The 21,950-nt window shown below is 72.5% G+C and carries 18 protein-coding genes; 9 read left to right on the top strand and 9 right to left on the bottom strand.

The window, feature by feature from the left end; all coding sequences use genetic code 11:
* Nucleotides 1–233: 233 nt before the first annotated feature.
* Nucleotides 234–959 carry a GNAT family N-acetyltransferase gene (locus OERS_RS13070; protein WP_083201444.1) on the top strand — a complete coding sequence of 242 codons (726 nt, stop codon included), beginning with the start codon at nt 234–236 and terminating at the stop codon, nt 957–959.
* A 100-nt stretch (nt 960–1,059) separates the two neighbouring features.
* Here OERS_RS13070 and OERS_RS13065 read toward each other — a convergent pair whose 3' ends face one another.
* On the bottom strand, nt 1,060–1,926 hold the full coding sequence (locus OERS_RS13065) for an aminoglycoside phosphotransferase family protein (protein ID WP_068626095.1): 867 nt from the start codon (nt 1,924–1,926) through the stop codon (nt 1,060–1,062).
* A 111-nt stretch (nt 1,927–2,037) separates the two neighbouring features.
* Nucleotides 2,038–3,096, bottom strand: a complete 1,059-nt coding sequence (locus OERS_RS21770; protein ID WP_068626094.1) for a DUF2599 domain-containing protein — start codon at nt 3,094–3,096, stop codon at nt 2,038–2,040.
* Nucleotides 3,097–3,340: 244 nt separating this feature from the next.
* Between OERS_RS21770 and purL the strand changes: the two genes are divergently transcribed.
* Complete coding sequence (purL, locus tag OERS_RS13055) at nt 3,341–5,716, top strand: phosphoribosylformylglycinamidine synthase subunit PurL (RefSeq protein ID WP_068626093.1); 2,376 nt, start codon at nt 3,341–3,343, stop codon at nt 5,714–5,716.
* A 341-nt stretch (nt 5,717–6,057) separates the two neighbouring features.
* Here purL and OERS_RS13050 read toward each other — a convergent pair whose 3' ends face one another.
* Nucleotides 6,058–6,567: a hypothetical protein gene (locus OERS_RS13050; RefSeq protein ID WP_068626092.1), complete on the bottom strand. Its 510-nt coding sequence runs from the start codon at nt 6,565–6,567 to the stop codon at nt 6,058–6,060.
* Between the two features lie 165 nt (nt 6,568–6,732).
* Between OERS_RS13050 and OERS_RS13045 the strand changes: the two genes are divergently transcribed.
* From OERS_RS13045 to OERS_RS13015, 6 genes are all read left to right on the top strand, one after another.
* The gene (locus OERS_RS13045) at nt 6,733–7,941 is read left to right on the top strand and encodes an MATE family efflux transporter (protein ID WP_068626091.1); all 1,209 of its coding nucleotides are present in this window, start codon (nt 6,733–6,735) and stop codon (nt 7,939–7,941) included.
* Nucleotides 7,942–8,154: 213 nt separating this feature from the next.
* Nucleotides 8,155–10,380 carry a glycosyltransferase gene (locus OERS_RS13035; RefSeq protein ID WP_169834225.1) on the top strand — a complete coding sequence of 742 codons (2,226 nt, stop codon included), beginning with the start codon at nt 8,155–8,157 and terminating at the stop codon, nt 10,378–10,380.
* A gap of 214 nt (nt 10,381–10,594) precedes the next feature.
* Nucleotides 10,595–11,683 (top strand): endonuclease/exonuclease/phosphatase family protein, encoded by a 1,089-nt coding sequence (locus OERS_RS13030; protein ID WP_068626088.1) that lies wholly within the window; start codon nt 10,595–10,597, stop codon nt 11,681–11,683.
* Complete coding sequence (locus OERS_RS13025) at nt 11,680–12,684, top strand: endonuclease/exonuclease/phosphatase family protein (RefSeq protein WP_139107828.1); 1,005 nt, start codon at nt 11,680–11,682, stop codon at nt 12,682–12,684. Before OERS_RS13030 ends, OERS_RS13025 begins: the two co-directional genes overlap by 4 nt.
* 9 nt (nt 12,685–12,693) lie before the next feature.
* Nucleotides 12,694–13,053, top strand: a complete 360-nt coding sequence (locus OERS_RS13020) for a hypothetical protein (RefSeq protein WP_068626086.1) — start codon at nt 12,694–12,696, stop codon at nt 13,051–13,053.
* A 156-nt stretch (nt 13,054–13,209) separates the two neighbouring features.
* A complete protein-coding gene (locus OERS_RS13015; protein ID WP_068626085.1) occupies nt 13,210–14,211 on the top strand; it encodes a hypothetical protein in 1,002 nt (333 codons plus the stop codon).
* Nucleotides 14,212–14,390: 179 nt separating this feature from the next.
* Here OERS_RS13015 and OERS_RS13010 read toward each other — a convergent pair whose 3' ends face one another.
* From OERS_RS13010 to OERS_RS12985, 6 genes are all read right to left on the bottom strand, one after another.
* On the bottom strand, nt 14,391–14,609 hold the full coding sequence (locus tag OERS_RS13010; protein ID WP_056652484.1) for a helix-hairpin-helix domain-containing protein: 219 nt from the start codon (nt 14,607–14,609) through the stop codon (nt 14,391–14,393).
* 49 nt (nt 14,610–14,658) lie between these two features.
* Nucleotides 14,659–15,915 carry an MFS transporter gene (locus OERS_RS13005; protein ID WP_083201442.1) on the bottom strand — a complete coding sequence of 419 codons (1,257 nt, stop codon included), beginning with the start codon at nt 15,913–15,915 and terminating at the stop codon, nt 14,659–14,661.
* Complete coding sequence (locus OERS_RS13000; RefSeq protein ID WP_083201441.1) at nt 15,912–17,351, bottom strand: LLM class flavin-dependent oxidoreductase; 1,440 nt, start codon at nt 17,349–17,351, stop codon at nt 15,912–15,914. Before OERS_RS13000 ends, OERS_RS13005 begins: the two co-directional genes overlap by 4 nt.
* A 100-nt stretch (nt 17,352–17,451) precedes the next feature.
* Nucleotides 17,452–18,354, bottom strand: a complete 903-nt coding sequence (locus OERS_RS12995) for an ABC transporter permease (protein WP_082608997.1) — start codon at nt 18,352–18,354, stop codon at nt 17,452–17,454.
* A complete protein-coding gene (locus OERS_RS12990) occupies nt 18,347–19,222 on the bottom strand; it encodes an ABC transporter ATP-binding protein (RefSeq protein WP_068626109.1) in 876 nt (291 codons plus the stop codon). Before OERS_RS12990 ends, OERS_RS12995 begins: the two co-directional genes overlap by 8 nt.
* A 98-nt stretch (nt 19,223–19,320) precedes the next feature.
* On the bottom strand, nt 19,321–20,421 hold the full coding sequence (locus OERS_RS12985) for an ABC transporter substrate-binding protein (protein WP_068626084.1): 1,101 nt from the start codon (nt 20,419–20,421) through the stop codon (nt 19,321–19,323).
* A gap of 542 nt (nt 20,422–20,963) precedes the next feature.
* Between OERS_RS12985 and OERS_RS12980 the strand changes: the two genes are divergently transcribed.
* On the top strand, nt 20,964–21,941 hold the full coding sequence (locus OERS_RS12980) for a hypothetical protein (RefSeq protein WP_068626083.1): 978 nt from the start codon (nt 20,964–20,966) through the stop codon (nt 21,939–21,941).
* The last annotated feature ends 9 nt before the right edge of the window (nt 21,942–21,950 follow it).

Here is a 21,950-nt window from a genome sequence, read left to right as displayed (position 1 = left end):
TCGTGCTCGACCGCACGCAACCTCGTGCTCGACCAGCACGGCAGCACCGCACGAACGACCTCGGGGCCCGGCGGAGCGGTACCGCCGCCGAGGGAGCCAGGGACCCGTGGGTCCGGCGTGACGACCACCAGCCGTCGCGCCGGGCCCGCGGGTCCCTTCGTGCGTCGTCGAAGGCACCGCGACCGGCGACGAATCCTGTTGACGCGCCCCGTGCACTCGGCCAGGCTGCACCGATGGCACCTGATCCCGCAGCCGAACCCGCGACCGACGCCCCCGCCCAGACCGTGCGCCGCACCGAGCCCCCGTCGCGCACCGAGCTCTGGCCTCCGGCCGGGCTGCGCGTCGTCTCGGGGGACCTGGAGCTGCGTCACCTCGACGAGGACCTGCTCTTCCAGCTCGCGGCGATCGGTGGCGAGGGCATCCACGACGAGGGCTTCATGCCCTTCGCGTTCCCGTGGTCGCGCGGGTCGGCGGTCGAGGTCGGCCGCAGCATCCTGGCCTACCAGTGGGGCGCGGCGTCGCGGATCGCGCCCGCGTCCTGGGCGATCGAGCTGGCCGTGGTCCGCGACGGCGAGGTGCTGGGTGTCCAGGCCCTCACGGCGTCGGACTTCGCCGTGACACGCACGGCGGAGTCCGGCTCGTGGTTGGGGCGGCGGCACCAGGGGGCCGGCGTCGGCACGCTCGCGCGGCTCATGATCCTCGAGCTCCTCTTCACGGGGTTCGGGGCGCAGACCGCCACGACCTCGGCGTGGGAGGACAACGGCCCGTCGAACGGGGTCACGCGCAAGCTCGGCTACCGCCCCAACGGCACGGCGACGCTCGCCCGCGAGGGCAAGCCTGCGGTCGACGTCCGGTACCGCCTCGACCGGGCGGACTGGGAGGCCCGCGGCGAGGCGTTGCGACCCGAGGTGACGCTGCACGGCGTCGGGCCGGTGCGGGAGATGCTGGGGATCGACTGAGCGGCCGAGCACGAGGTTCCGGTCGGTCGAGCACGAGGTTGCGGTCGGAATCCGCCGGACAACGACCGCAACCTCGTGCTCGGCACCGAAGACTGGCCCCTCAGCCGGCCACGAGCCCCGCGAGCACCGACCTGGCCTCGGCCTCGAACGCCGGGTCGTCGTGCGCGATCGACCACGCGATGATCGCGAGCGTCGAGAGCGCGACGTACGCGCGCAGCACGAGGCGATCCTCGTCGTCGGGCACGCGCCCGTAGCCCTCGAGGAACGCCGCCTCCAGGTCGGGGCGGCCCCGCCACTCGCGCATCGTGAGCTTCTGCAGGTCCACGGCCCACGGCGACGGCTCGCAGTGCGCGAAGTCGATCACCCGTACCCGCCCCTGCGCATCGACCAGCCAGTTGCGCGGACCGTAGTCGCGGTGCGTGGGCACGAGCCGCACGGACCGCACGTGGGCCACGGGCGCCGCGACCGCGCGCAGCCGCACCAGGTCCGCCGCGTCGACGAGCCCGGCGTGCGCGGAGATCTTCTCGTCGAGCTCGGCGAGCAGTCGCTCGCCGTAGCCCTCGTCCGGCACGGCCGGGGCGCTCGCGTGCAGCCGCGCGAGCAGTGCCCCGGCCTGCCGGTGGACGTCCGGGTCGAGGGCCACCGCACCGGCCCCGAGCGTCCCGGGCACGTGCGTCATCACCAGCACGTGCGCGTCGACGTCGGCCGCGAGCAGCTGACCGGCGTCGTCCCCCAGCACGGGGACGTACCGCCGCAGGGCCTCGGCCTCGCGCTCCACGTTGCGCGCCGAGCGCTCCCACTTCACGACGACGTCGCCCGCCCCGGTCCGCACGTGCGCCACGCGGGACTGGCCGTGGGGCCAGAGCCACTCCTCGACGAGCTCGACGGCCCCGCCGTGCCCGACCGAGGTGGACCAGGTCGCGGCGGCGTCGAGCAGGACGGAGGGCGGCGGGAGGTCTGAGGGCACCCGCCGATGCTAGGGCGCCCTCGACGCCGAGCACGAGGTTCCGGTCGGTCGAGCACGAGGTTGCGGTCGGAATCCGCCGGACAACGACCGCAACCTCGTGCTCGGCAGCAGTCAGTCGGTCGGGTTGCAGCGCGCCGCGGCCGTCGCGAGGAACCCGACGTCGGGCCGCCACGGCTCGAGGTTCCACGTCTTCTTGTCGGTCGCACCCAGTGCGTGGCAGTCGAACTGGTCGCGCATGGTCGACGAGTCGGCCTCGGGCTCGCTCGCGACGAGCTGCGCCCACGCGGTCTCCTCGCCCACCAGGCCCGACTGCCGCGCCCACGGCGTCGGGTCCACCGCGAGCGAGCGCCCGCCCTCGCGGTTGCCCCAGGTCGCGCTGCGCACGCCCTGCGCGCCGAGCCAGGTCGTCACGGTCACGTCGTCGGGCGGGGCGCTCGCGGTGGTTCCCACCGTGCCCGACGGCGTCGCGCCCACCGCCTTCACGCGCACCTCCGCGCGGGTCGGCGCCACGACCACGACTCCCGCGCGGACAGTGGATCCGGACGGTTCCGTCGCCTCCGGCGCCGACAGGCCGCCGAGCGGCGTGCCCGCCGCGTCGAGCACGCTGATGCTGCCGTCGCCGTTGCGGAGCAGGGACCCGTCGGCAGGGGAGACGAGGTCGAGCGTCGCGGTGGCGGCCGAGTCGTCGGCCGTGCCGTCCGTCGTGCCGGTCGTGGCGCCGCCGGCGCCGCTGTCGGAGGCGGCCCCGGTTCCGGCCCCCGGGACCGCGAGCCCGAACGAGACCCGGCTCGACCCGTCCTCGTCGGGCGTCACGGTGACCGGCACGACGGGTGCGGACGTCGCCGGGTCGGTCCCTGCCGGATCGGCAGCGTCGCCCGCCCCGGCCGCCCCGTGGGCCCCTGCAGCCCCGCCCGGCGCAGCCCCGACCGGCACCGACAGCAGCAGCTCGATCCCGTCGGCCGTGACCGCGCGCACGCTCACGGCCGGCGCAGCGGGCTCGAGATCCGAGTCGCCCGGCGGCCCGTCAGAGGGGACCCCCGCGGACGGCGCGGGCGACCCGGGGACGGGAGCGGCGCCGTCGGGCCCGGTGCAACCGACCAGCAGGCAGGCCACCAGCGCGGCCCCGACGAGGGCGAGGCGCGGACGGGTGCGGCGAACGATCGAGGTCACCGTGCGAGGCTATCCCCGCCGGTGGACCGGGCCCCGCGCGCACCCGGTCCCCACCGCCCGAGGGGAGCGCATCCGCCCAGCCCACGGGCCTGCCCGTGCCCCCACGGACGCGTTCGTGGACGCCCGACCGCACCGCGGCCAACCCCCGGTAAACTGGCCGCACCTGTGCAGCCCCGTGCCGGTCGCCTCCCCGATGACTCGCTCGTCGAAACGCGCCGGCTGGCACGCCACCCCGAGGGATTCGATGACCGCCCCCAGCAACGCCCCGACGCCCGCCGCCGCAGCGACCTCCGAGCACCGGCCGCACCTCGACACGGTCGAGCGCGCAGCCGCCACCCCCGACGAGGCGCAGCCCTTCGCGGAGCTCGGCCTCAAGCCGGACGAGTACCAGCGCATCCGCGACATCCTCGGGCGACGCCCCACGGCTGCCGAGCTCGCGATGTACTCCGTCATGTGGTCGGAGCACTGCTCCTACAAGTCGTCCAAGGTGCACCTGAGCACGTTCGGCAAGAAGACGACCGACGAGATGAAGAAGCACCTCCTCGTCGGTATCGGCGAGAACGCGGGCGTCGTCGACATCGGTGACGGCTGGGCCGTGACGTTCAAGGTCGAGTCCCACAACCACCCGAGCTTCGTCGAGCCCTACCAGGGCGCCGCGACGGGCGTCGGCGGGATCGTCCGCGACATCATCTCGATGGGCGCGCGCCCCGTGGCCGTCATGGACCAGCTCCGCTTCGGCGCGGTCGACCACCCGGACACGGCGCGCGTCGTGCACGGCGTCGTGTCGGGCGTCGGTGGCTACGGCAACTCGCTCGGCCTGCCGAACATCGGCGGCGAGCTCGTCTTCGACTCCTCGTACCAGGGCAACCCCCTCGTCAACGCACTGTGCATCGGCGTGCTGCGCCACGAGGACATCCACCTCGCGAACGCCTCGGGCGTGGGCAACAAGGTCGTCCTGTTCGGTGCGCGCACCGGCGGCGACGGCATCGGTGGCGCCTCGATCCTCGCGTCCGAGACGTTCGAGGACGGCGTGCCCGCCAAGCGCCCCTCGGTCCAGGTCGGCGACCCCTTCATGGAGAAGGTCCTCATCGAGTGCTGCCTCGAGCTCTACGCGGCGCGCGTCGTCGAGGGCATCCAGGACCTCGGTGCGGCCGGCATCTCGTGCGCCACGTCGGAGCTCGCCTCCAACGGTGACGGCGGCATGCACGTCGAGCTCGACTCGGTCCTGCTGCGCGACCCGTCGCTCAACGCGGGCGAGATCCTCATGTCGGAGTCGCAGGAGCGCATGATGGCCGTCGTCGCTCCCGACAAGCTCGACGAGTTCCTCGCCATCACGGGCAAGTGGGACGTCGAGACCTCGGTCATCGGCGAGGTCACCGGCACCGGTCGCCTCACGATCGACCACCAGGGCGAGCGCATCGTGGACGTGGACCCCAAGTCCGTGGCGCACGAGGGACCCACCTACCACCGCCCCTACGCGCGCCCCACGTGGATGGACGGCCTCAACGCGGACACCGTGGTTGCCGCCGCGCTAGCCCGTCCCGAGACGGCCGACGAGCTCCGCGCGACCGCGCTGCGCCTGCTCGGGTCGCCCAACCTCGCGTCCAAGGAGTGGGTCACCAACCAGTACGACCGCTTCGTCCAGGGCAACACGGCCCTCGCCCAGCCCGACGACGGCGGCGTGATCCGCGTCGACGAGACCACGGGCCTCGGGGTCGCGCTCGCGACCGACGCCAACGGCCGCTACGCCAAGCTCGACCCGCGCACGGGAGCCCAGCTCGCGCTCGCCGAGGCGTACCGCAACGTCGCCACGACCGGCGCGCGCCCGCTCGCCATCACCGACTGCCTCAACTTCGGCTCGCCCGAGGACCCCGACTCGATGTGGCAGCTCGTCGAGGCCATCGAGGGCCTGGCCGACGCGTGCCAGACGCTCGGCGTCCCCGTCACGGGCGGCAACGTCTCGCTCTACAACGGCACGGGAGAGCCCGGGCAGATCGACTCGTCGATCCACCCGACGCCCGTCGTCGGCGTCCTCGGCGTGCTCGACGACGTCGCGCACGCCACCGGGTCCGGCTGGCGCGAGGCGGGAGAGGCCATCTACCTCCTCGGCACGACCCGCGCCGAGCTCGACGGCTCCGCATGGGCCGACGTCGTCCACCAGCACCTCGGCGGCCTTCCCCCGCAGCTCGACCTCGCGGCCGAGCGCGCCCTGGCCGAGGTCCTCGTCAACGCGAGCCGCGACCACCTGGTCTCCGCCGCGCACGACCTCTCCGAGGGCGGCCTGGTCCAGGGTCTGTTCGAGGCGTCGCTGCGCTTCGGGACCGGCGCCAAGGTGTCGATCGACGCCCTCGCGACCCGCGACGGCGTCACGCCGTTCGAGGCGCTGTTCTCCGAGTCCACGGCCCGCGCGCTCGTCGCCGTGCCGCGCAGCGAGGAGACCAAGCTGGTCGACGCGTGCGTCGCCCGCGGTGTGCCCGTCCTCAAGATCGGCGTGACCGGCACCGAGCCGGCCGAGGTCGCCGAGACCGGTGAGTCGCTCGAGATCGAGGGCATCTTCACGATCCCGCTGAGCGAGGCCGACCAGGTCTTCCGCGCGACGCTGCCGGGGATCTTCGGCTAGTCGTCAGGCCCGAGGGGCGAGTGCGCGGTCTTCTGTCCGCGCACTCGTCCCTCGCGCGTTCCCGCCGGGCCCGACCCGGCGGCGCGCACTCGTTGCTCTGCGCTGCCGCCCGCCGGTCCCCGGGGCGACGTGCGCTGGGACTCAGCAGGTCTCGCGAGATGCGGCCAACGGGGGTCTTGGACGGTCTTCGACCCCCACTAGCCGCATCTCGCGACGCGAACCCTTCTGCCGTCCGCTGCCCCTCGCAGGGTCGCGCTCTGGGGCTCAGCAGGGCGGGCGGGTGCGGCGGCCCCCGATCCGGGCGAACGACCGATCTGACGTCGGGCCGGGAGAGCCGCAGATCAGCCAGGCTCTTCCAGCAGTGCTCGAGCCATGCGGCGGAGGTGGGCGTCGAGGGCCGCTGATTCCTCGGCGTGGGTGGGAACCCCGTTCCCGAAGTGCTCTCTCATGTCGTCGAGCTCCTCGTACTCCCACAGCGCGCCGACGAATCGCTCGTGCTCGTCCGAGTCGTGAGCTCTGCGGTTCGAGAACGCCCACTCCGTGAGCTCGCGGGGCGTCGTGCGCCCGTCGAGCACCTTCCGGGCCTGGGTCCTCAGGACGTAGAGGTTCAGGGCGTCGTCGCCGACCGGAAGGTGGAGCCCCAGCTCGGCCACGACGTCCTCGACCACCAGGCGGAGGAGCTCGTTCGGGGTGTCCGGGTAGAGGCCCGCGAGGTCGCGCAGGGCCGGCGAGTCGAGTCCTGCCACGAGCGCCTCGCAGGCCGCGTCCACGACGTCCTGCCCCTGCGCGTAATCCTTCCACGCCCAGATGACGAGGGCATCGAGCAGTGCGTCACGTGCTTCGTCCGACATGCCGCCGAGCCTAGGGCGCGGGTCGGCGCGGACGCGATGTGTCGGGCCCCACGTGCTCGACCGCACGACGAAGCACTCGCCAGAGGCCCTGCCGGGCCGGGCTGCTAGAGTTCCGGCGTGGAAAAACCAGGTCAGCCGGTCGCGAGAGGACTGCTCCTCGTCGGGGTGGCGACGATGCTGGCCAACGGCGCCGCCTACCTCTTGTCGATGATCGGCGCGCGGGCACTCTCGGTCGCCGACTACGGTGCGCTCGGCGCGCTGCTCAGCGTCTCGATCATCGGCAGCACCATCGCCTTGGCAGCACAGGCCGTGGGTTCGCGGCAGATGGTGTTCAAGGCGATGGACCAGGCACGAGCTGTCGCGGAGACCGCTGGGCTCGCCTCGGGGGCGACGATCACGATGACGGTTCTCGGTGTCGTGCTCTTCCAACCGCTCGCTTCTTTGCTGGGTGTTCCGCCCCTTGCCGTTCTTCTCACCTTCGGGGCCATGGCCGCGTCGATTCCCGGATTCACCGCACTGGGAATTCTCCAGGGTCGCGAGGATCATCGTGGATTTGGGATCGCATATTCAGGAATCGGTCTGATCCGGGCCGCGGGCGGAATTGTCGCGATGCTCTTCGTGCCGACGGTGACCAGTGCGTCTCTCGGCATCTTCGTCGGAAGTGTCGTCGGCTCCGCGTTGAGCATGGTCGTCGGCAGGCTTCCGCTCTCCCTGGCCTGGACCGGTCGACCGCTCGTCCGTGAGCTCCTGCACAACTCGTCCGCCCTGGTCGCGCTGTTCGCCCTCGCCAACTCCGACGTCCTCCTGGCGCGGGTGTTCCTCGACGAGGACTCGTCCGGGGGATACGCGGTCGGCGCCTTGATCGCGAAGATCGCGTTCTTCCTCCCGTACGCCATCATCACCATCTACTTTCCCCGGATGAGCGCTGCGGAGGACAAGAGGCGCGCCTTCCTGATGGCGCTGCTCATGACGGCAGGCATGGGCGTGGTCGTGACCGCCGCATGCTTCCTGCTCGGCGGGCCGCTGGTCTGGATCCTGGCCGGCGCGAAGTACGCCGCACTGGCTCCGCTGGCCTGGTTGTTCGCCCTGGAGGGCAGCATCTTCGCCGTCATGCAGGTCGTGCTCTATGCGGGCTTCTCCACCCGGGCGAAGATCGTCGGGCTCGTGCCGTTGGCGGCCCTTGCGGCACAGATCCTGGTGGTGACCCTGTGGCGCCACGACACGATCCTGCAGATCCTCGTCGTCACGATCGTCGCAGCCACGGCCTCGACGATCGTCGGGGTATGGATCGAGCTCCGACCGTCGCGCAAAGAGGCAGCACGTGACGGCCGGGCGAGTTTGTCGTCTCCCGAGCCTCGCGTCGAGACGTCCTAGGGCCCGAGGCCGGAGGGAAGATACGTGGCTCAAACCATGTTGACCGTCATGATAGAATTCGTCGGCGTGTCAGCGTCAGCAGCCTCGCACCCCTGGAACTCCGTAGTGTTCCCTTGACCAGCTGGGCGAAATGAAGGATCGATGGTGCAGTCCGCGAAAACCCCATCAGTAAACCGTTTGTGGCCGCGCTCCACAAGCATCATTCTCATTCTGGTGGGCGTCGTCCTGGCCACGACTTCTTTCCTCATCGTCATCAACATGCCGCCCTTGGTCTGGCACTCGGCGCGAACCCTCGAGCTGCAGTCGATCTACACCGCCTACCAGCAGACCGGGACCTTGCTGATCAAGGCCACCGGCTCGGGGTCGAGCTACACGCAGGTCTACTCACCGGGTGAGTATGCGTCGGCAGCCTGGGACGACGACCCGGGCAGCTACATCGTCGCCAGCCTCATGGGGCACCTGACCCACTCCGACTCTCCGTTCCCGGGCCTGGGGCTCGCTCAGGCGTTCCTCGTCGCGCTGCCCCTCCTGTGGCTTCCGACGGCAGTCGCGAGGATCTTCAAGCGCGCGCGTGCCGGCTACGCCATCATCCTGCTCCCCGCCGTGATGTGGCTGACCAACAACGGCACGGTCCTGGCGGGAACCGAGTACGGGCTCTCTGACGCTTCCAGCCCGACGCGCGTCTACGCCCTGTACGGGATCGCCGCTTCGATGGCCTTCCTCTCGCTGACGTTGCTGGTCCTTGCCTGCACGTTCCGGTTCCGTACGTGGGCGCTGGTCCTGGTGAGCCTCGGGTTCGTCGTCCTCGCGGCCGCGGGCAACCTGTCTCGGTCCCTCTCCGGGGTCGGCATCGCGCTCGGCGTCGGCGTCCTGTGGTGGCTGCACTTCTCCGGACGTCTCAAGTGGCTGAGGGCCCTGGGAGTGGCTCTGGTGGCCGTCGTGCTGGCCGCCGGGCTCCAGTCGGGCATCATGTCGTCGATCAACTCGGCCAGGAGCGAGGCCACCGGTCAGAGCATGTCCGACCTGCCCAACAGCCACGGGACGTGGCACCCGCTCTACCTGGGCCTGTCGTTCCCGCAACCGATCACCGGTGAACCGTCCCCGCTGGGGATCGAGTGGTCGGACGAGTTCGGGTGGAACAAGGCGTGGGAGGTCAACCCTGACGCTGCGATCGCGAGCGTCGAGTACGACCAGATCCTCAAGACCTACTATCTGGACGAGGTCAAGGCGCACCCGGGCACCGTGGCCAAGATCTATGCGGCGAAGCTGCTCTTCGTCATCAAGCACTTCGGTGCGATGCTCATCCTGATCGGGGTCGCGCTCTTCCTGGCACTGACTCGCCGCTCCAAGATCAAGAGAACGCTCGGTTCGGCTGTCGCGGTCACGATCCCGACACTGCTCCTCGGTCTTGTCCCCCCTGTCCTGGTCATGCCTCTGCTCTACTACTACTCGGAGCTGGCCGCCGGACTGAGCGTGCTGGTGGCGATCTCGATCGGGGCTCTCGCGTGGTCTCTCACCTCGATGCCCTCTCACGTCCGGGCCTCCGAGCGGAGTCGTATCGCGGGACGCCTGCGGTCTGACGAGGTGCCGAGTGCTTCACGGGGAATCAGCGTCGTCGTGCCGACCCGAAACGGCGCGGCCGTCATCGGTGGTGCGCTCGACACGTTGGGATCGACCCTGACCGAGCACGACGAGGTCCTGGTGGTCGAGAACGGGTCGACCGACAAGACGACCGAGACGCTCGAGGACATCGCCCGTTCGTGGTCTCACCCCTGCCGGCTCGTGGTGCTGCACTCCCGCCCCGGCCTCGGGGAGGCGCTGCGCACCGGTGTCCTGGCGTCGAAGGGGCAACGAGTGCTCCTGACCGCGGACGACCTTCCCTTCGGGCTCTCGGACTTCGAGGAGTTCGTCAAGCTGCCGCAGGACGTGGTGGTCGCGATCGGCTCCAAGGCTCATCCCGACTCCCAGGTGACCAGGTCGCGGAGGCGGGCGATCCAGTCGCGCATCTTCAGGTTCCTGCGCAGCGCGCTGCTGCAGTCCAAGGTCGGCGACAGCCAGGGCACCATCTGGGCCGACGGTGACTGGTGCCGTTCGCTCGCGGTGCTGTCGCACGAGTCCGGGCTGATGTGGACGACCGAGCTGGTCCTGGCCGCCGAGCAGCAGGGCATCACGGTCGTGGAGGTTCCCGTCGTCCTGAGCCGCACCCACGAGGCGGGTTCCAGCCGGTTCCGTGCCGGCGACGCGGTCCGCTCGTTCATCGGCTTCGTGCGTCTCGCGATCTACAAGGACGACTACGTGGACGAGGTGTGGATCCGTAGCACCGAGTCTCTGGACGATGACCGGTCGACGGCGGGCTCAGGCGTCGACGGTGCGAGCGGGACGGCTGCCGCGGATGCCGAGCTCCAGCTTGCCCATGGGGTGCGCCGCGAAGGAGAGTGACGCGACGTCCTCGGACCTCGTGCAGCACTTCCGCTGACTCCTCGCCCCCTGCTCGGGCTCGTCGTCGCTCGTGGATCCCCACGGCCGACGACGAGCCCGATCTCGTTCCACCGACGGTGCCTTTCACGGGATCAGCCCGCCCGCTGCACCAAGTCTGCGCTGCACCCGGACCGACCAGCCCAGAACAGCCCGAACCGGTCGATAGGGTCGCTGCATGACAGGGGACACGAGTGCCGCTGGCGACGCGAGCATCGCCGAGGCCGCCGCCTCACCCGCCGCCGCCTCGACGGCGACCTCCGCCGCTCTGACCGCCCCCACCGCCCCCAGCGCCCGACGCCGCCCCGGTGGGCGCGCCGTCGGGCTGGTGCTGTGGGTCGTGGGCGGGCTGGTCCTGGCCATGACGCTCGTGCGCGCCGTCCCGTACGACGGCGTCACGCCCCTCGCGCAGGTCGTCGGCGTCACGCCGTGGGTCGTCCCGCTCGCGCCCCTGGTCGCCGCGACGGCCCTGGCCCTGCGCCGCCGGCTGCTCGCGATCCTGTGCGCGGTCGCGCTCGCGGCGCAGGCCGCGTGGGTCGCGCCGTTCTTCGTACCCGGGCAGGGCATCGCACGCGGCATCGAGGCAGACGCCCGGGGCACGCTGCGGGTCCTGACGGTCAACGCGTACTTCGGGCAGGCGGACGCTGCCGCGGTCGTGCAGATGGTCCACGAGCAGGACGCCGACGTGCTTGCGGTCGTCGAGCTCACGGCCGACTTCCACGATCGCCTCGAAGCCGCAGGGATCGCGGCGGTCCTGCCGCACCACCTCGACGCCAAGGTGGGCACCGGTTCGCCCGGGAGCGGCCTGTGGAGCAGGACAGCGCTGACCGACCCCGACACGACAGAGTGGAGCACGTTCGCCATGCCCGCAGCCACCGTCGACGTGGACGGCACGCCCGTGCGCGTGACCGCCGTCCATCCGGTCCCGCCGCTCCCCGAGATCACGGGCGTGTGGCACCAGGAGATGGCCGACCTCGCCCGCCGTGCCCACGACGAGCCACTGCCGCAGGTGCTGCTGGGCGACTTCAACTCGACGTACGACCACGCGTCGTTCCGTGCGGTCCTGGGCGACCGGTTCCACGACGCGACGCGCACGGCCGGGCGCGGCCTGAACCTGTCGTGGCCCGTGGGGGAGCGGGTCCCGACGTTCCTCGACCTCGACCACGTCGTGGTCGACGAGGGCATGCGGGTCGACGACCTCACGTCGCTCGCGGTCCCCGGCTCCGACCACCGCGCGCTCGCGGTCACGGTGCAGGTCGCCCCGTGAGCGCCCCCGCTCTCAGCACGCGCCGTCCGCCGTCCCGGGCACGGCGAGTCGGCGGCGTGGTGTGGACGGTCGTGCTGTCGCTGTGCGTCGCGGGGGTGGGCGCGCTCACGCTCGCGCGCGCCCTGGGGGTCGACGACGTCACTCCCCTCGCGCAGCTCGTGTCCTTCACGCCGTGGGTCGCCCTCGCGGCGCTCGTGGTGCTGCTGCTCTCGTTGAGCCGGCGGCGGTGGGTGCTCAGCGCGATCGCGGGGGTTCTCGTCGTCGCGCACGCGGTGTGGCTCGTGCCGTTCTTCGTGCCGGGGCCGGGCATCGCGCCCGGGGCGGACGGGACCCTGCGCGTCATGGCGACCAACGTCCTCTACGGGCGTGCCGACGCGCGGGCGGTGGTCGAGGCCGTCCGGGAGCAGCAGGTCGAGCTGCTGAGCGTGGTCGAGCTGAGCGAGGAGTTCGAGGCCGACCTGGTGGCCGCCGGGATCGAGGACGTGCTGCCGTACTCGTGGACCGCGATCCACCCGACCGAGGGGGCCGCGGGCAGCGGGCTGTGGAGCGCGACCCCGCTGACCGACGAGCGTGAGGGCGTGGCGAGCCGTTTCCACCAGCCGAGCGCCGTCGTCGGGCTGGACGGGACCTCGGTGCGCGTCACGGCCGTCCACCCGCACCCGCCCACACCCGGGGACGTCGACCTGTGGACGGACGACCTCGCGCTGCTGCGCGACGCGGCGCACGGCGACCCCATGCCGCAGATCCTGCTCGGAGACTTCAACGCGACCTACGACCACTCGGCGTTCCGCGACCTCCTGGGCGGACGCTTCGCCGACGCGACCCGCCTCGCGGGGCAGGGCGTGAGCCTGTCGTGGCCCGCCGACCGGCGCTACCCGCCGCTCGCCGACCTGGACCACGTGGTCGTCGACCGGGGCATGCGGGTCGACGACGTGGGTACGGTCGCGATCCCCGGCACGGATCACCTCGCGATCCTGGCGACCGTGCAGGTCAGGCCGTAGGTTGGTGCCATGAGCGCCGACGAGACCGCCACCACGTACGAGTCGCAGCTGCGCGACCTCCTCGCCCAGCGCATGGACGCAGGTCGCGCGCTCGCCGAGCGGGCCGAGCAGGTCGCCGCTGCCCGCGCCCAGCTCGACGCGGCCGAGCGTGCCTACGCCGCGACCTTCTCCGAGGCGCTCGCCGCGGGCTGGACCGAGGCCGAGCTGCGCAAGGTCTTCAAGTCGCTCGGCGTCGCCGTGCCGACGCGCCCGCGCCGCAGCAAGAGCACGGGCGTCAAGGCGCAGCCCCCGGTGCCCAAGCCCCCTGTGGTCTCGGCGCTCGCGCGCCGGCACGACGACACCGAGGTCATCCAGGTCGTCAGCGCCTGAGCGCTCGAGCGACTCCGCTGGCCGGAGGCGCCACCGGGCGCCGCGTGGCCCCGCGGCGCACCCTGCGTGCTCGCCTTCCGGCGCCCGACGGCGTCGCTCGCCGACGTGGTCCGGTTACGCTTCTCGCCGACCCCGGCTCACGTGAGGATCCCCTAGATGGCGCTGTTCGGTTCGCTGTTCCGCAAGAAGAAGTCCGACCCGTCCTCGTGGGACGAGCTGTGGACGGTGCTGGCTCCGTACGGGGGGCGCGTGACGCCGTCGAGCACCGAGACGTGGCTCCGGGCCGCGGCGACCATGGACCCCAAGCTGCTCGCGAAGGCCAAGGACCAGCTCGAGCGGGCCCACGACCTGCTCGACACCGAGGCCGTGGCGCGTTTCGCCGGCGAGATCCCGTTCACCGGACCGGACCGTCCGTTCGCGCGCCGTCGCTTCCTGCGGACGGTCGACGCCGTGATCGTCGCCGGCCCGGAGGCCGTCGCGCGCGTCGCGGCGGACCCCTCGTACCTGCGGTCGTACGACTCGTCTCCGGCGGTCGCGCCCTACGAGACCCCTGACCCCGAGGGGTACCTGAGCGACCGGTGGGACGTCGAGAGGTGGAAGGACCCGCTCCACCGCATGGTCTGGAAGGACGTGCTCGTGAGCCTGAGCACGCGGCGCCAGAAGGCATGGCCGAGCGTCGCAGACGACTCCGCCGCGCAGATGTTCCACCTCGACCCCGAGTACGGGTGGATCGACGTCGACGCGTCGTCGATCGCCGCGGAGCAGGGAGCGCCGGTCGAGGCTCGCGACGGGTGGACCGGAGCCGGCATCGAGGCGAGCAAGCGGCTCTACGCGGCCCTCGGGAGCCCTCTCGAACGACCTGACGTGCTGGGGCTCGTCGCGGTCGTCGTGCTGTCGCAGGCCGAGTGGGACGACGAGGCGGAGGACGGGGACGAGGTGCGCGCCGGCGTCCTGAACATCGGGATCGACAGGTCCGCGACCGAGCTCGACATCGCGCTCTCGGACGCCGAGAGCGCGGTCACGGACCAGGACGAGCGCGTCGCGCTCCTCGTCGGCCGTGCGGCGCACGCGCTCCTCGTGTTCGACCTGCCGTTCACCGGGTCCCAGGCCGCGGCGCTCGGTGAGCTGGCGCGTTCTCGGGAGGGCCAGGGGCGCTGAGGTCCTCGCGTCGGACGTCGGGCACGCCGTGGGAGTGAGCGTGCCGGGAAGGTTCGGCTGGGCGGGACCTGGTCCTGCTCAGCGAACGCACGTTCGGCCCAGCCGAACCTGCTCGGCAGACAGCCCACCCCGCCGGGGCGGTTCGTCCGCTCGTCCGGACCGAGCGCCTGACGACCGGCTCAGCCCTCCCGGAACCCCGATCCCCGCTCGGCGAGCTCCTCGCCCAGGATCCGGATCGACGTGGGTCCGACCCCGTGGATCGCGAGCAGCTCCTTGGCCGTCGCGCGCGTGAGGTCCTCGTAGCGGGTGTACCCGTGGTGGGCGAGCTCGCGCGTCGCGACCTTGCCGATGCGTGGCGTGAGGTCGCTGGGCGGGACGGCAGCACGGTCCTCGGTCATGGGCTCGGTCCTCTCTCGGTCCGTCCGCGGGCGCGGCGCGCCTCCAGGATCACCGGGGGACGGCCTCGTCCGCCAGCGGGGGAGGCCCGACCAGCAGGGCCGTCGGCCGGGGCCACGGCGCCCACACGGGCACGTACCGCCAGAGCACCGCGCCGCCCGCGGCCGACGCCGCCCCGACCACGAGCGCGGCGGCCCCGAGCGGGGCCACGAGCGCCGTGCCCGCGACGACGAGGGGACCCGCGAAGGCCCCCGCGTCGTGCATGAGCCGCCACGCCCCGAAGAACTCGGCGCGCTGGGCGGGCGGCGCGACGTCGGCCCCGAGCGTCATGATGACGCCGTTGCTCAGCCCGTTCCCGAGCCCCAGGACCAGGGCGACGACGGTCAACGACGCGACGCCGCCCGCCCACGGCAGCGCGAGATAGCCCGCGGCCAGGACCAGCAGCGACGGGACCGCGAGCGCGCGCCGGCCGAACCTGTCCATGAGGTAGCCCGCGGGGATCGAGACCGCGACGTCGAGCGCCGCGCTGGCCCCGAAGACCAGGCTCGTGGTCGCGGCGTCGACGCCCAGGACGTCGGCCCACAGGGGAAGGACCACGGTGCGGGCCGTGCGCGAGAGCCCCATGAGCGCGGCCCCCAGGCCGAGCGTGCGCAGCAGCCGGCGGTGCTCGACCACCACGCGCCACAGCCCCGCCTCCCGCGTGCCCGCGCCGCCGGGCGAGCCGGCCGCCCGGGGGGAGCGTCCGACGTCGGGAACACGGCCCATGAGGACCGCCGTGACGCACACGGCCACGAGCTGGACCGCGAACCCTCCGCGCGTCCCGACAGCCACGATCGCCGCCGCGCCGAGGATCGGCCCCACGAAGAACCCGACGCGCATCATGGCCGCGACCGTCGACATGACGCGCGCGCGGCGCGCGAACGGGACGGCCTCGGCCAGGTACGTCTGGCGCGCGAGGCCCCACACGGCCTGGGACAGCCCCGCGAGGAACACCCCCACCGCGAGCGAGGCCACCGACCACGAGACCAGGCACAGCGCCACGCCGACCACGGCCACGACGCCCGCCCCGATGATCGAGCGTCGCTCCCCGAACCGGGAGACGAGCCGCCCCGCGGGCAGGTCGCCGATCAGCTGGCCCAGCCCGGCGAGCGCCACGACCAGTCCTGCGGCGCCGAGCGACGCGCCGTGCTCGCGCGCCGCGAGCGCGACGACCGGTGCCGCCGCGCCCTGGGCCACGCCCCAGACCCCGGCGGGGACGTGGACGGTCCAGGCCAGCCGGACAGGCGGGGCGCTCGTGCCCGTGCTCACGCCAGGACCGGCTCCGCGGTCCGGGCCTCCTCCTGCCCGACGGCGTCGCTCGCCTCGTCCGTGCCGCTCGCGTCGCGGAGGGCGTGAGCCGGGTCCGCAGCAGGCGAGGCGTACTGGCTCGCGGGGCGCTCGAGCCCGAGGTGGTCGCGCAGCGTGGTGCCCTCGTACTCCGTACGGAACAGGCCGCGCTCGCGCAGGATCGGCACGACGTGGTCGGCGAAGTCGTCCAGGCCGCCCGGCAGGTACGGCGGCATGACGTTGAAGCCGTCGGCGGCGCCCTGCGTGAACCACTCCTCGATCGTGTCGGCGACCTGCTCGGGCGTGCCCGCGACGACGCGGTGGCCGCGCGCCCCGGCGAGGCGGTGGAGCAGGCCGCGGACCGTGGGCTGCTCGCGCTCGACGATGCCCGCGACGACCTGGAGACGGCTGCGCGAGTTGTCGGTCACGTCGCCCGCGTCCGCGAACAGCTCGGCCGGGACGGGACCGTCGAGCTGCGCGTGGTCGAGGCGGACGCCCGTGAGCTTCTCGAGCTGGCGCAGCCCGTACTCGGGGACCGTGAGCTCGTTGAACTCGCGCTCGAGCGCCCGCGCCTCGTCCTCGGTCGAGGCGATGAACGGGCTGATGCCCGGCAGGATCTTGACCGCGTCGCGCGACCGGCCCAGGGCTTCGGCCCCCGCCTTGATGTCTGCGTAGAACGCCTGGGCGTCGGCCAGACGCTGGTGGGCCGTGAAGATCGCCTCGGCGTAGCGGCTCGCGAACGCGCGCCCCTCGTTCGAGGCGCCCGCCTGGACCAGGACCGGGTGGCCCTGGGGCGAGCGGGCCGCGTTGAACGCGCCCTCGACGCGCAGGTGCTTGCCGCGGAAGGCCACGTCGTGGATCTTCGCGGGGTCGGCGTAGCGGCCCGACGCGCGGTCGATCAGGACCGCGTCGTCCTCCCAGCTGTCCCAGAGCCGGGTGACGACCTCGACGAACTCGGCCGCCCGCGCGTACCGCTCGACGTGGTCCGGGTGGGAGTCGAGGCCGAAGTTGCGGGCCGCGTCCTCGGAGGCCGTGGTCACGATGTTCCACCCGGCCCGTCCGTTGCTCAGGTGGTCGAGCGTCGAGAAGAGGCGCGCCAGGTTGTACGGGTCGTAGAACGTGGTCGAGGCCGTCGCGACGAGGCCGATCCGCTCGGTCGCGGCTGCGATCGACGCGAGCGTCAGGAGCGGTTCGAGGCGGCCGACGCTGTTGAACTCGACGCCGTCGTGCAGGACGGGACCGTCGGCGAAGAAGACCGCGTCGAACGTCGCGGCCTCGGCCGTGCGGGCGAGCTCGGTGTAGAAGTCGGCCGTGAAGATGCGCTCGGGCTGGGTGTCCGGGTGGCGCCAGGCCGCCTCGTGGTGGCCGGCCGGGTGGATGAAGAGGTTCAGGCTGAGCTGACGGGGTGGGCGGGTCATGGTGCGTCCTCTGGTCGTGGGTGTGGGTGCGGGTGTGGGTGACGGGTCGGGAGGTCGGTCGTGGCGGGGGCCGGGGCCGCCCAGGACGGGCGGCCCCGGCTCACGTGGTGCGCCAGCGCGAGAAGTGCCGCTCGAGGCTCACGAGCACCGCGTTGATCGAGACGCCGACGAGCGAGATCGCGATGATCCCGGCGTACATGTTCGTGATCTGGAAGTTGAACTGGGCGTAGGTGATGAGGTAGCCGAGGCCGGCCTTGGCGCCGACCATCTCGGCCGCGATGAGCACGAGGATCGAGCTCGTCCCGGCCATGCGGATCCCCGTGAAGATCGTGGGGACCGCGGCGGGCAGCACGACCTTCTGGAACAGCCGGACGGGCGGCAGCCCGAGCGACCGGGCGGACTTCACCAGCAGGGGGTCGACGGTCCGGACCCCCGCGATCGTGTTGAGCAGGATGGGGAAGAAGCACGCGTAGACGACGAGCGTGATCTTGGAGGTCTCGCCGATCCCCAGGACGAGGATGAACACGGGGAGCAGGGCCAGGGCGGCGGTGTTGCGGAACAGCTCGAGGAACGGGCCGAGGAACTGCGCGACGCTCGCCCACCAGCCGATCGCGATCCCCAGCGGGATCGCGAGCAGCACCGCGATCGAGAAGCCGATGCCGGCCCGGGTCAGGCTCGTCCCGACGTGCTTGCCGAGCTCGCCGCTCGTGAGCAGCCCCCAGAAGGACTCGAGGACCGCGCTGAGCGGCGGCAGGAAGACCCGGTCGACGAGCCCGACGCGCGGCGCGACCTCCCAGATCGCCAGGAAGATCACGATCGCGGCCGAGGCCCGCAGGACCCGTGCCCCGACGCCGCGCAGGCGGGCCGCGAGCGAGGGCGTCGGGTCCTGGTCGGCCGTGAGCGCCTGGCGGCGTCCCAGCGTGGGCGGGTCCGCGAACGCGACGGTGTCCTCGGCCGGGGGCACCGGGGCCACGCGGGCCGGTGTGGTCGCGGTGCTAGACATGGGCGTCCTCCTGGGTTCCTGCGGCGGCGCCCTGCGCCTGGGTGGGCGAGCCGTGGAGCGCGCTCCACACCTCGTGCCGGTACCGGCCGAACAGGGCCGAGGAACGGACGTCCCCTCCGGTGTCGTCGGCGGAGTGGTCCGCCGTGCCGTCGTCCGTCCGGCTGGCGTCCCCGGACGGACCCGCGTCGCCGGCCCCCGCGAGGTCCACGTCGATCACGGTCTGCAGGCGACCGGGGCGGGGTGTCATGACCGCTACGCGCTGGCCCAGGTACACCGACTCCTCGATGCCGTGCGTGATGAAGACGATCGTCTTGCCCGTGGTGCGCCAGATGCGCAGCAGCTCGTCCTGGAGCGACTCGCGCGTCTGCGCGTCGAGAGCCGCGAACGGCTCGTCCATGAGGAGCACCTCAGGGTCGAACGCGAGGCTGCGAGCGATCGCGACCCGCTGCTTCATGCCGCCCGAGAGCTCGTGCGGGTACCGGTCCGCGAAGGCCGTGAGGCCCACGAGGTCCAGGTACTCGTCGGCGACGCGGGCGCGTGCGGCCCGCCCGACGCCCTTGGCCTCGAGCCCGAACTCGACGTTCGCGCGGGCCGACCGCCAGGGCAGCAGCGCGTACTGCTGGAAGACCACGCCGCGGTCCAGCCCGGGGCCGGTCACGGGGGAGCCGTCGAGGAGGATCCGGCCCGACGTCGGCTCGGTGAGCCCGCCCAGCAGGTCCAGGAGCGTCGACTTGCCGCAGCCCGAGGGTCCGACGACCGTCAGGAACTCGCCTGCCCGGACGTCGAGCGTGAAGTCCTCGACGGCCGTGAAGCGCTTGCGGGCGCCGCGGCCACCGGCCGCGTCGCGCACGATGAACTCCTTGCGCACGTGCTCGAGGCGGAGCTTGGGCGTCGAGCCCGGGAAGTCGGGCGCAGCCGCGGAGCCCGTCGCGCTGGGCCGGGCGGTCGTGACCGCCCCCGCACCGCTCACGGTGACACCTCGACGGGCTCGCCGTCGGGGCCGGCGTCCTGCGGGTAGGTCCCGTTCGCGTACGGGTTGTCGTCGTTGGTGTAGATGTCCTCGGGCGAGAACCGGCCCTCCTCGAGCTCGCCCTCGCGGACGAGCCAGTCGATCCAGGTCGAGATCTCCTCGTCGACGATCACGCCGCCGGGAGCCGTGATGCTCGCCGACTTCCAGTAGGGGACCAGGTCGGTGGTCTCGCCCCGCCCGCGGCCCTCGATGATGGACGTGAACCGCGCACGGACCTCCTCGACCGGGGTGACCTGCGACCACCGGATGGCCCGCGCGGTGCCCTGGACGAAGTCCTCGACCACCTCGGGGTTCTGCGCGATGTACTCGTCGCGGAAGATGTACGTGCCGTAGCTGAAGTCGCCGAACAGCGAGAGCTCGCTGAACAGCGGCGTGATCCCGCCGCGTTCGAGCGCCTTGTCCTGGAAGACGCGGGACAGCGCGACGACGTCGACCTGACCCTCGCGCAGCACCTGCTCGGCGTTGACGGGCGGGACCACGATGAGCTCGACCTGGTCGATCTCGTCCGCGGTCAGCCCGCCCCGCGTGAGCCACTCGCGGATGACGAACTCGCTCTGCGCTCCCAGCGTGTTGACGCCGATCGACTTGCCGATCAGGTCCTTGGGCTCGGTCAGCGGGCTCCCCTCGAGCGTGTAGAAGCCGCCGTACGAGAGCTCGTCCGAGCCGTAGTAGGAGATGACCGACGTGATGGGCGAGCCCGAGGCCTTGAGCTTGACGATCGCCCCGTTGAACGCACCGCCGAAGTCGGTCGAGCCCGTCGCGGCGGCCTGGATGCTCTGCGGGCCCCCCGTCGAGTCGCCGACCCACTCGAGCTCGACCTTCTCGTAGTAGCCGAGGTCCGCCGCGAGCTCGGGGAACGTCACCTGGCCGACCGAGCCGTCGTAGCGCAGGACGGTCCGGCCCGACTCGCCGACGACCGCCTCCTCGGCGCTCGCAGCCGAGCAGGCCACGAGCGCCGTCGCGAGGCCGACGGTCACGGCGGCCCGCAGGGTCGTGCGAGCGAGCCGACGGGCATGGGGTCTGAGGGTGCGGGGCATGGGAGCTCCAGGGATTCGGGTACGGGAGCCGACCGGTCGTGGGTACGCCGGCGGCAGGGAGGGAAGCGAGACGCTCGGTGCGTGAGGCCGCGTGCGGGCGCGAGAGGCCTGCAGCGGCACGGCGTGAGCGGGATGGTGAAGGTGCGAGGTGCGCGGATCGACCGGTCGTCAGCGCGAGCTGCGGCCGGGCCGGGGCGGGGCTATCGACAGAGACAGCCCGCGACGAGACGCAGGTCGACGGCGCGGCGTACCACGAGGCGCACCGGTGTCCCGGGGTGCTCGTGGGTGCTGACGTCGAAGCGCATGGCGGTGATCCTGTCGGCCCGCGCGGGCACGGCACAAGCCCCCATCCGGTCTCCGAGACGATGTTTCGCCCGGTTTCTCCCGGTAAACGATGCCCGACGGCGGCACGCGCCGCGGCCGGTTGGGCGGGGGTGGGGCGTCGGTCGGGTCGCGCGGAAGGCCGGCTGCGGAGGGCGTGCGGGCCGAGTGCCGAGGACCGCTACGCTCGGCGGACCAACCCGACGAACGACGGAGCCCCGATGTCCATGCTCGCCACCCTCTTCGGCCGAGCCTCCGCCGACCCGTCGCGCTGGACGGACCTGTGGGAGGTGCTTGCTCCGTATGGTGGGCGCGTGACGCCGTCGGGCATCGAGTCCTGGGAACGGGCCTCCGGCCCGATGGGCGCTGCCGTGCTGCGCACGGCGGACAAGCAGCTCGCCGAGGCGTACGTGCTGCTCGACACCGAGGCGCACGCGCGCGCCCTGGGCTACACCGCGCCCGACGCCCCGTTCGCCCGGCGCCGCTTCGTGCGCACCCTGGACTCCGTGATCGTCGCGGGCCCCGAGGCCGTCTCGCGTGTGGCTGCGGACCCCACGGCCCTGCGGTCCTACGACACCGTCCCGGTGCGCGAGCCCTACTCCGAGCCCGTGGTGCCCGTCGAGACGCTCGCCACCCGGATCGCCGGCGCCGTGGCGCGGAAGGGAGTGCGCTACGCCTCGTGCAACGAGTACGTCGGAGTTCTCGACCGGAGGCGTGGCAAGCAGTGGCCGAGCAGACCCGCGAGCATGGGCTGGCGCGACCCTGAGATCGGGTGGGTCCACGTCGACGCGAGCATGCTGTGCGCGAAGGACGGTCCGGAGAGCGAGGATGGCCCGCAGAGCTGGTACGCCGCCGGGTCGTTCGCTGCCGGCCGCATCTTCCGCGCGCTGCACGACGTCGCGGGCGACGGTTTCGGGGAGCAGCGGCCCCGGCACCTTCGGGACGTCCAGGTCGATATCGACCCGATCGGCGACGAGGGGCCCGACGACTCCGACCTGCAGGACGACACGCCGTGGATCGACGACGAGAGCGTCTGCCTGACGAGCTTCGTGCACCCCGAGGACGCCCGGATCGAGGAGTTCGACGCCCGGGTCGAGCTGCTCACCCGGCACGCCGCAGGTGCCCTCGTGCAGCGAGCCGTGGGATTCCCTCCGGCCGAGCTCGCGATCCTCCAGCGGGTCGCGGTGAGCGGCGGCTGACGTGAACCG

Origin of the sequence: Oerskovia enterophila (assembly GCF_001692445.1) — a bacterium.
Taxonomy (GTDB): Bacteria; Actinomycetota; Actinomycetes; order Actinomycetales; family Cellulomonadaceae; genus Oerskovia; species Oerskovia enterophila.
The sequence above is the reverse complement of the archived record's forward strand: the minus strand, read 5'-3'. Positions and strand labels throughout refer to the sequence as shown.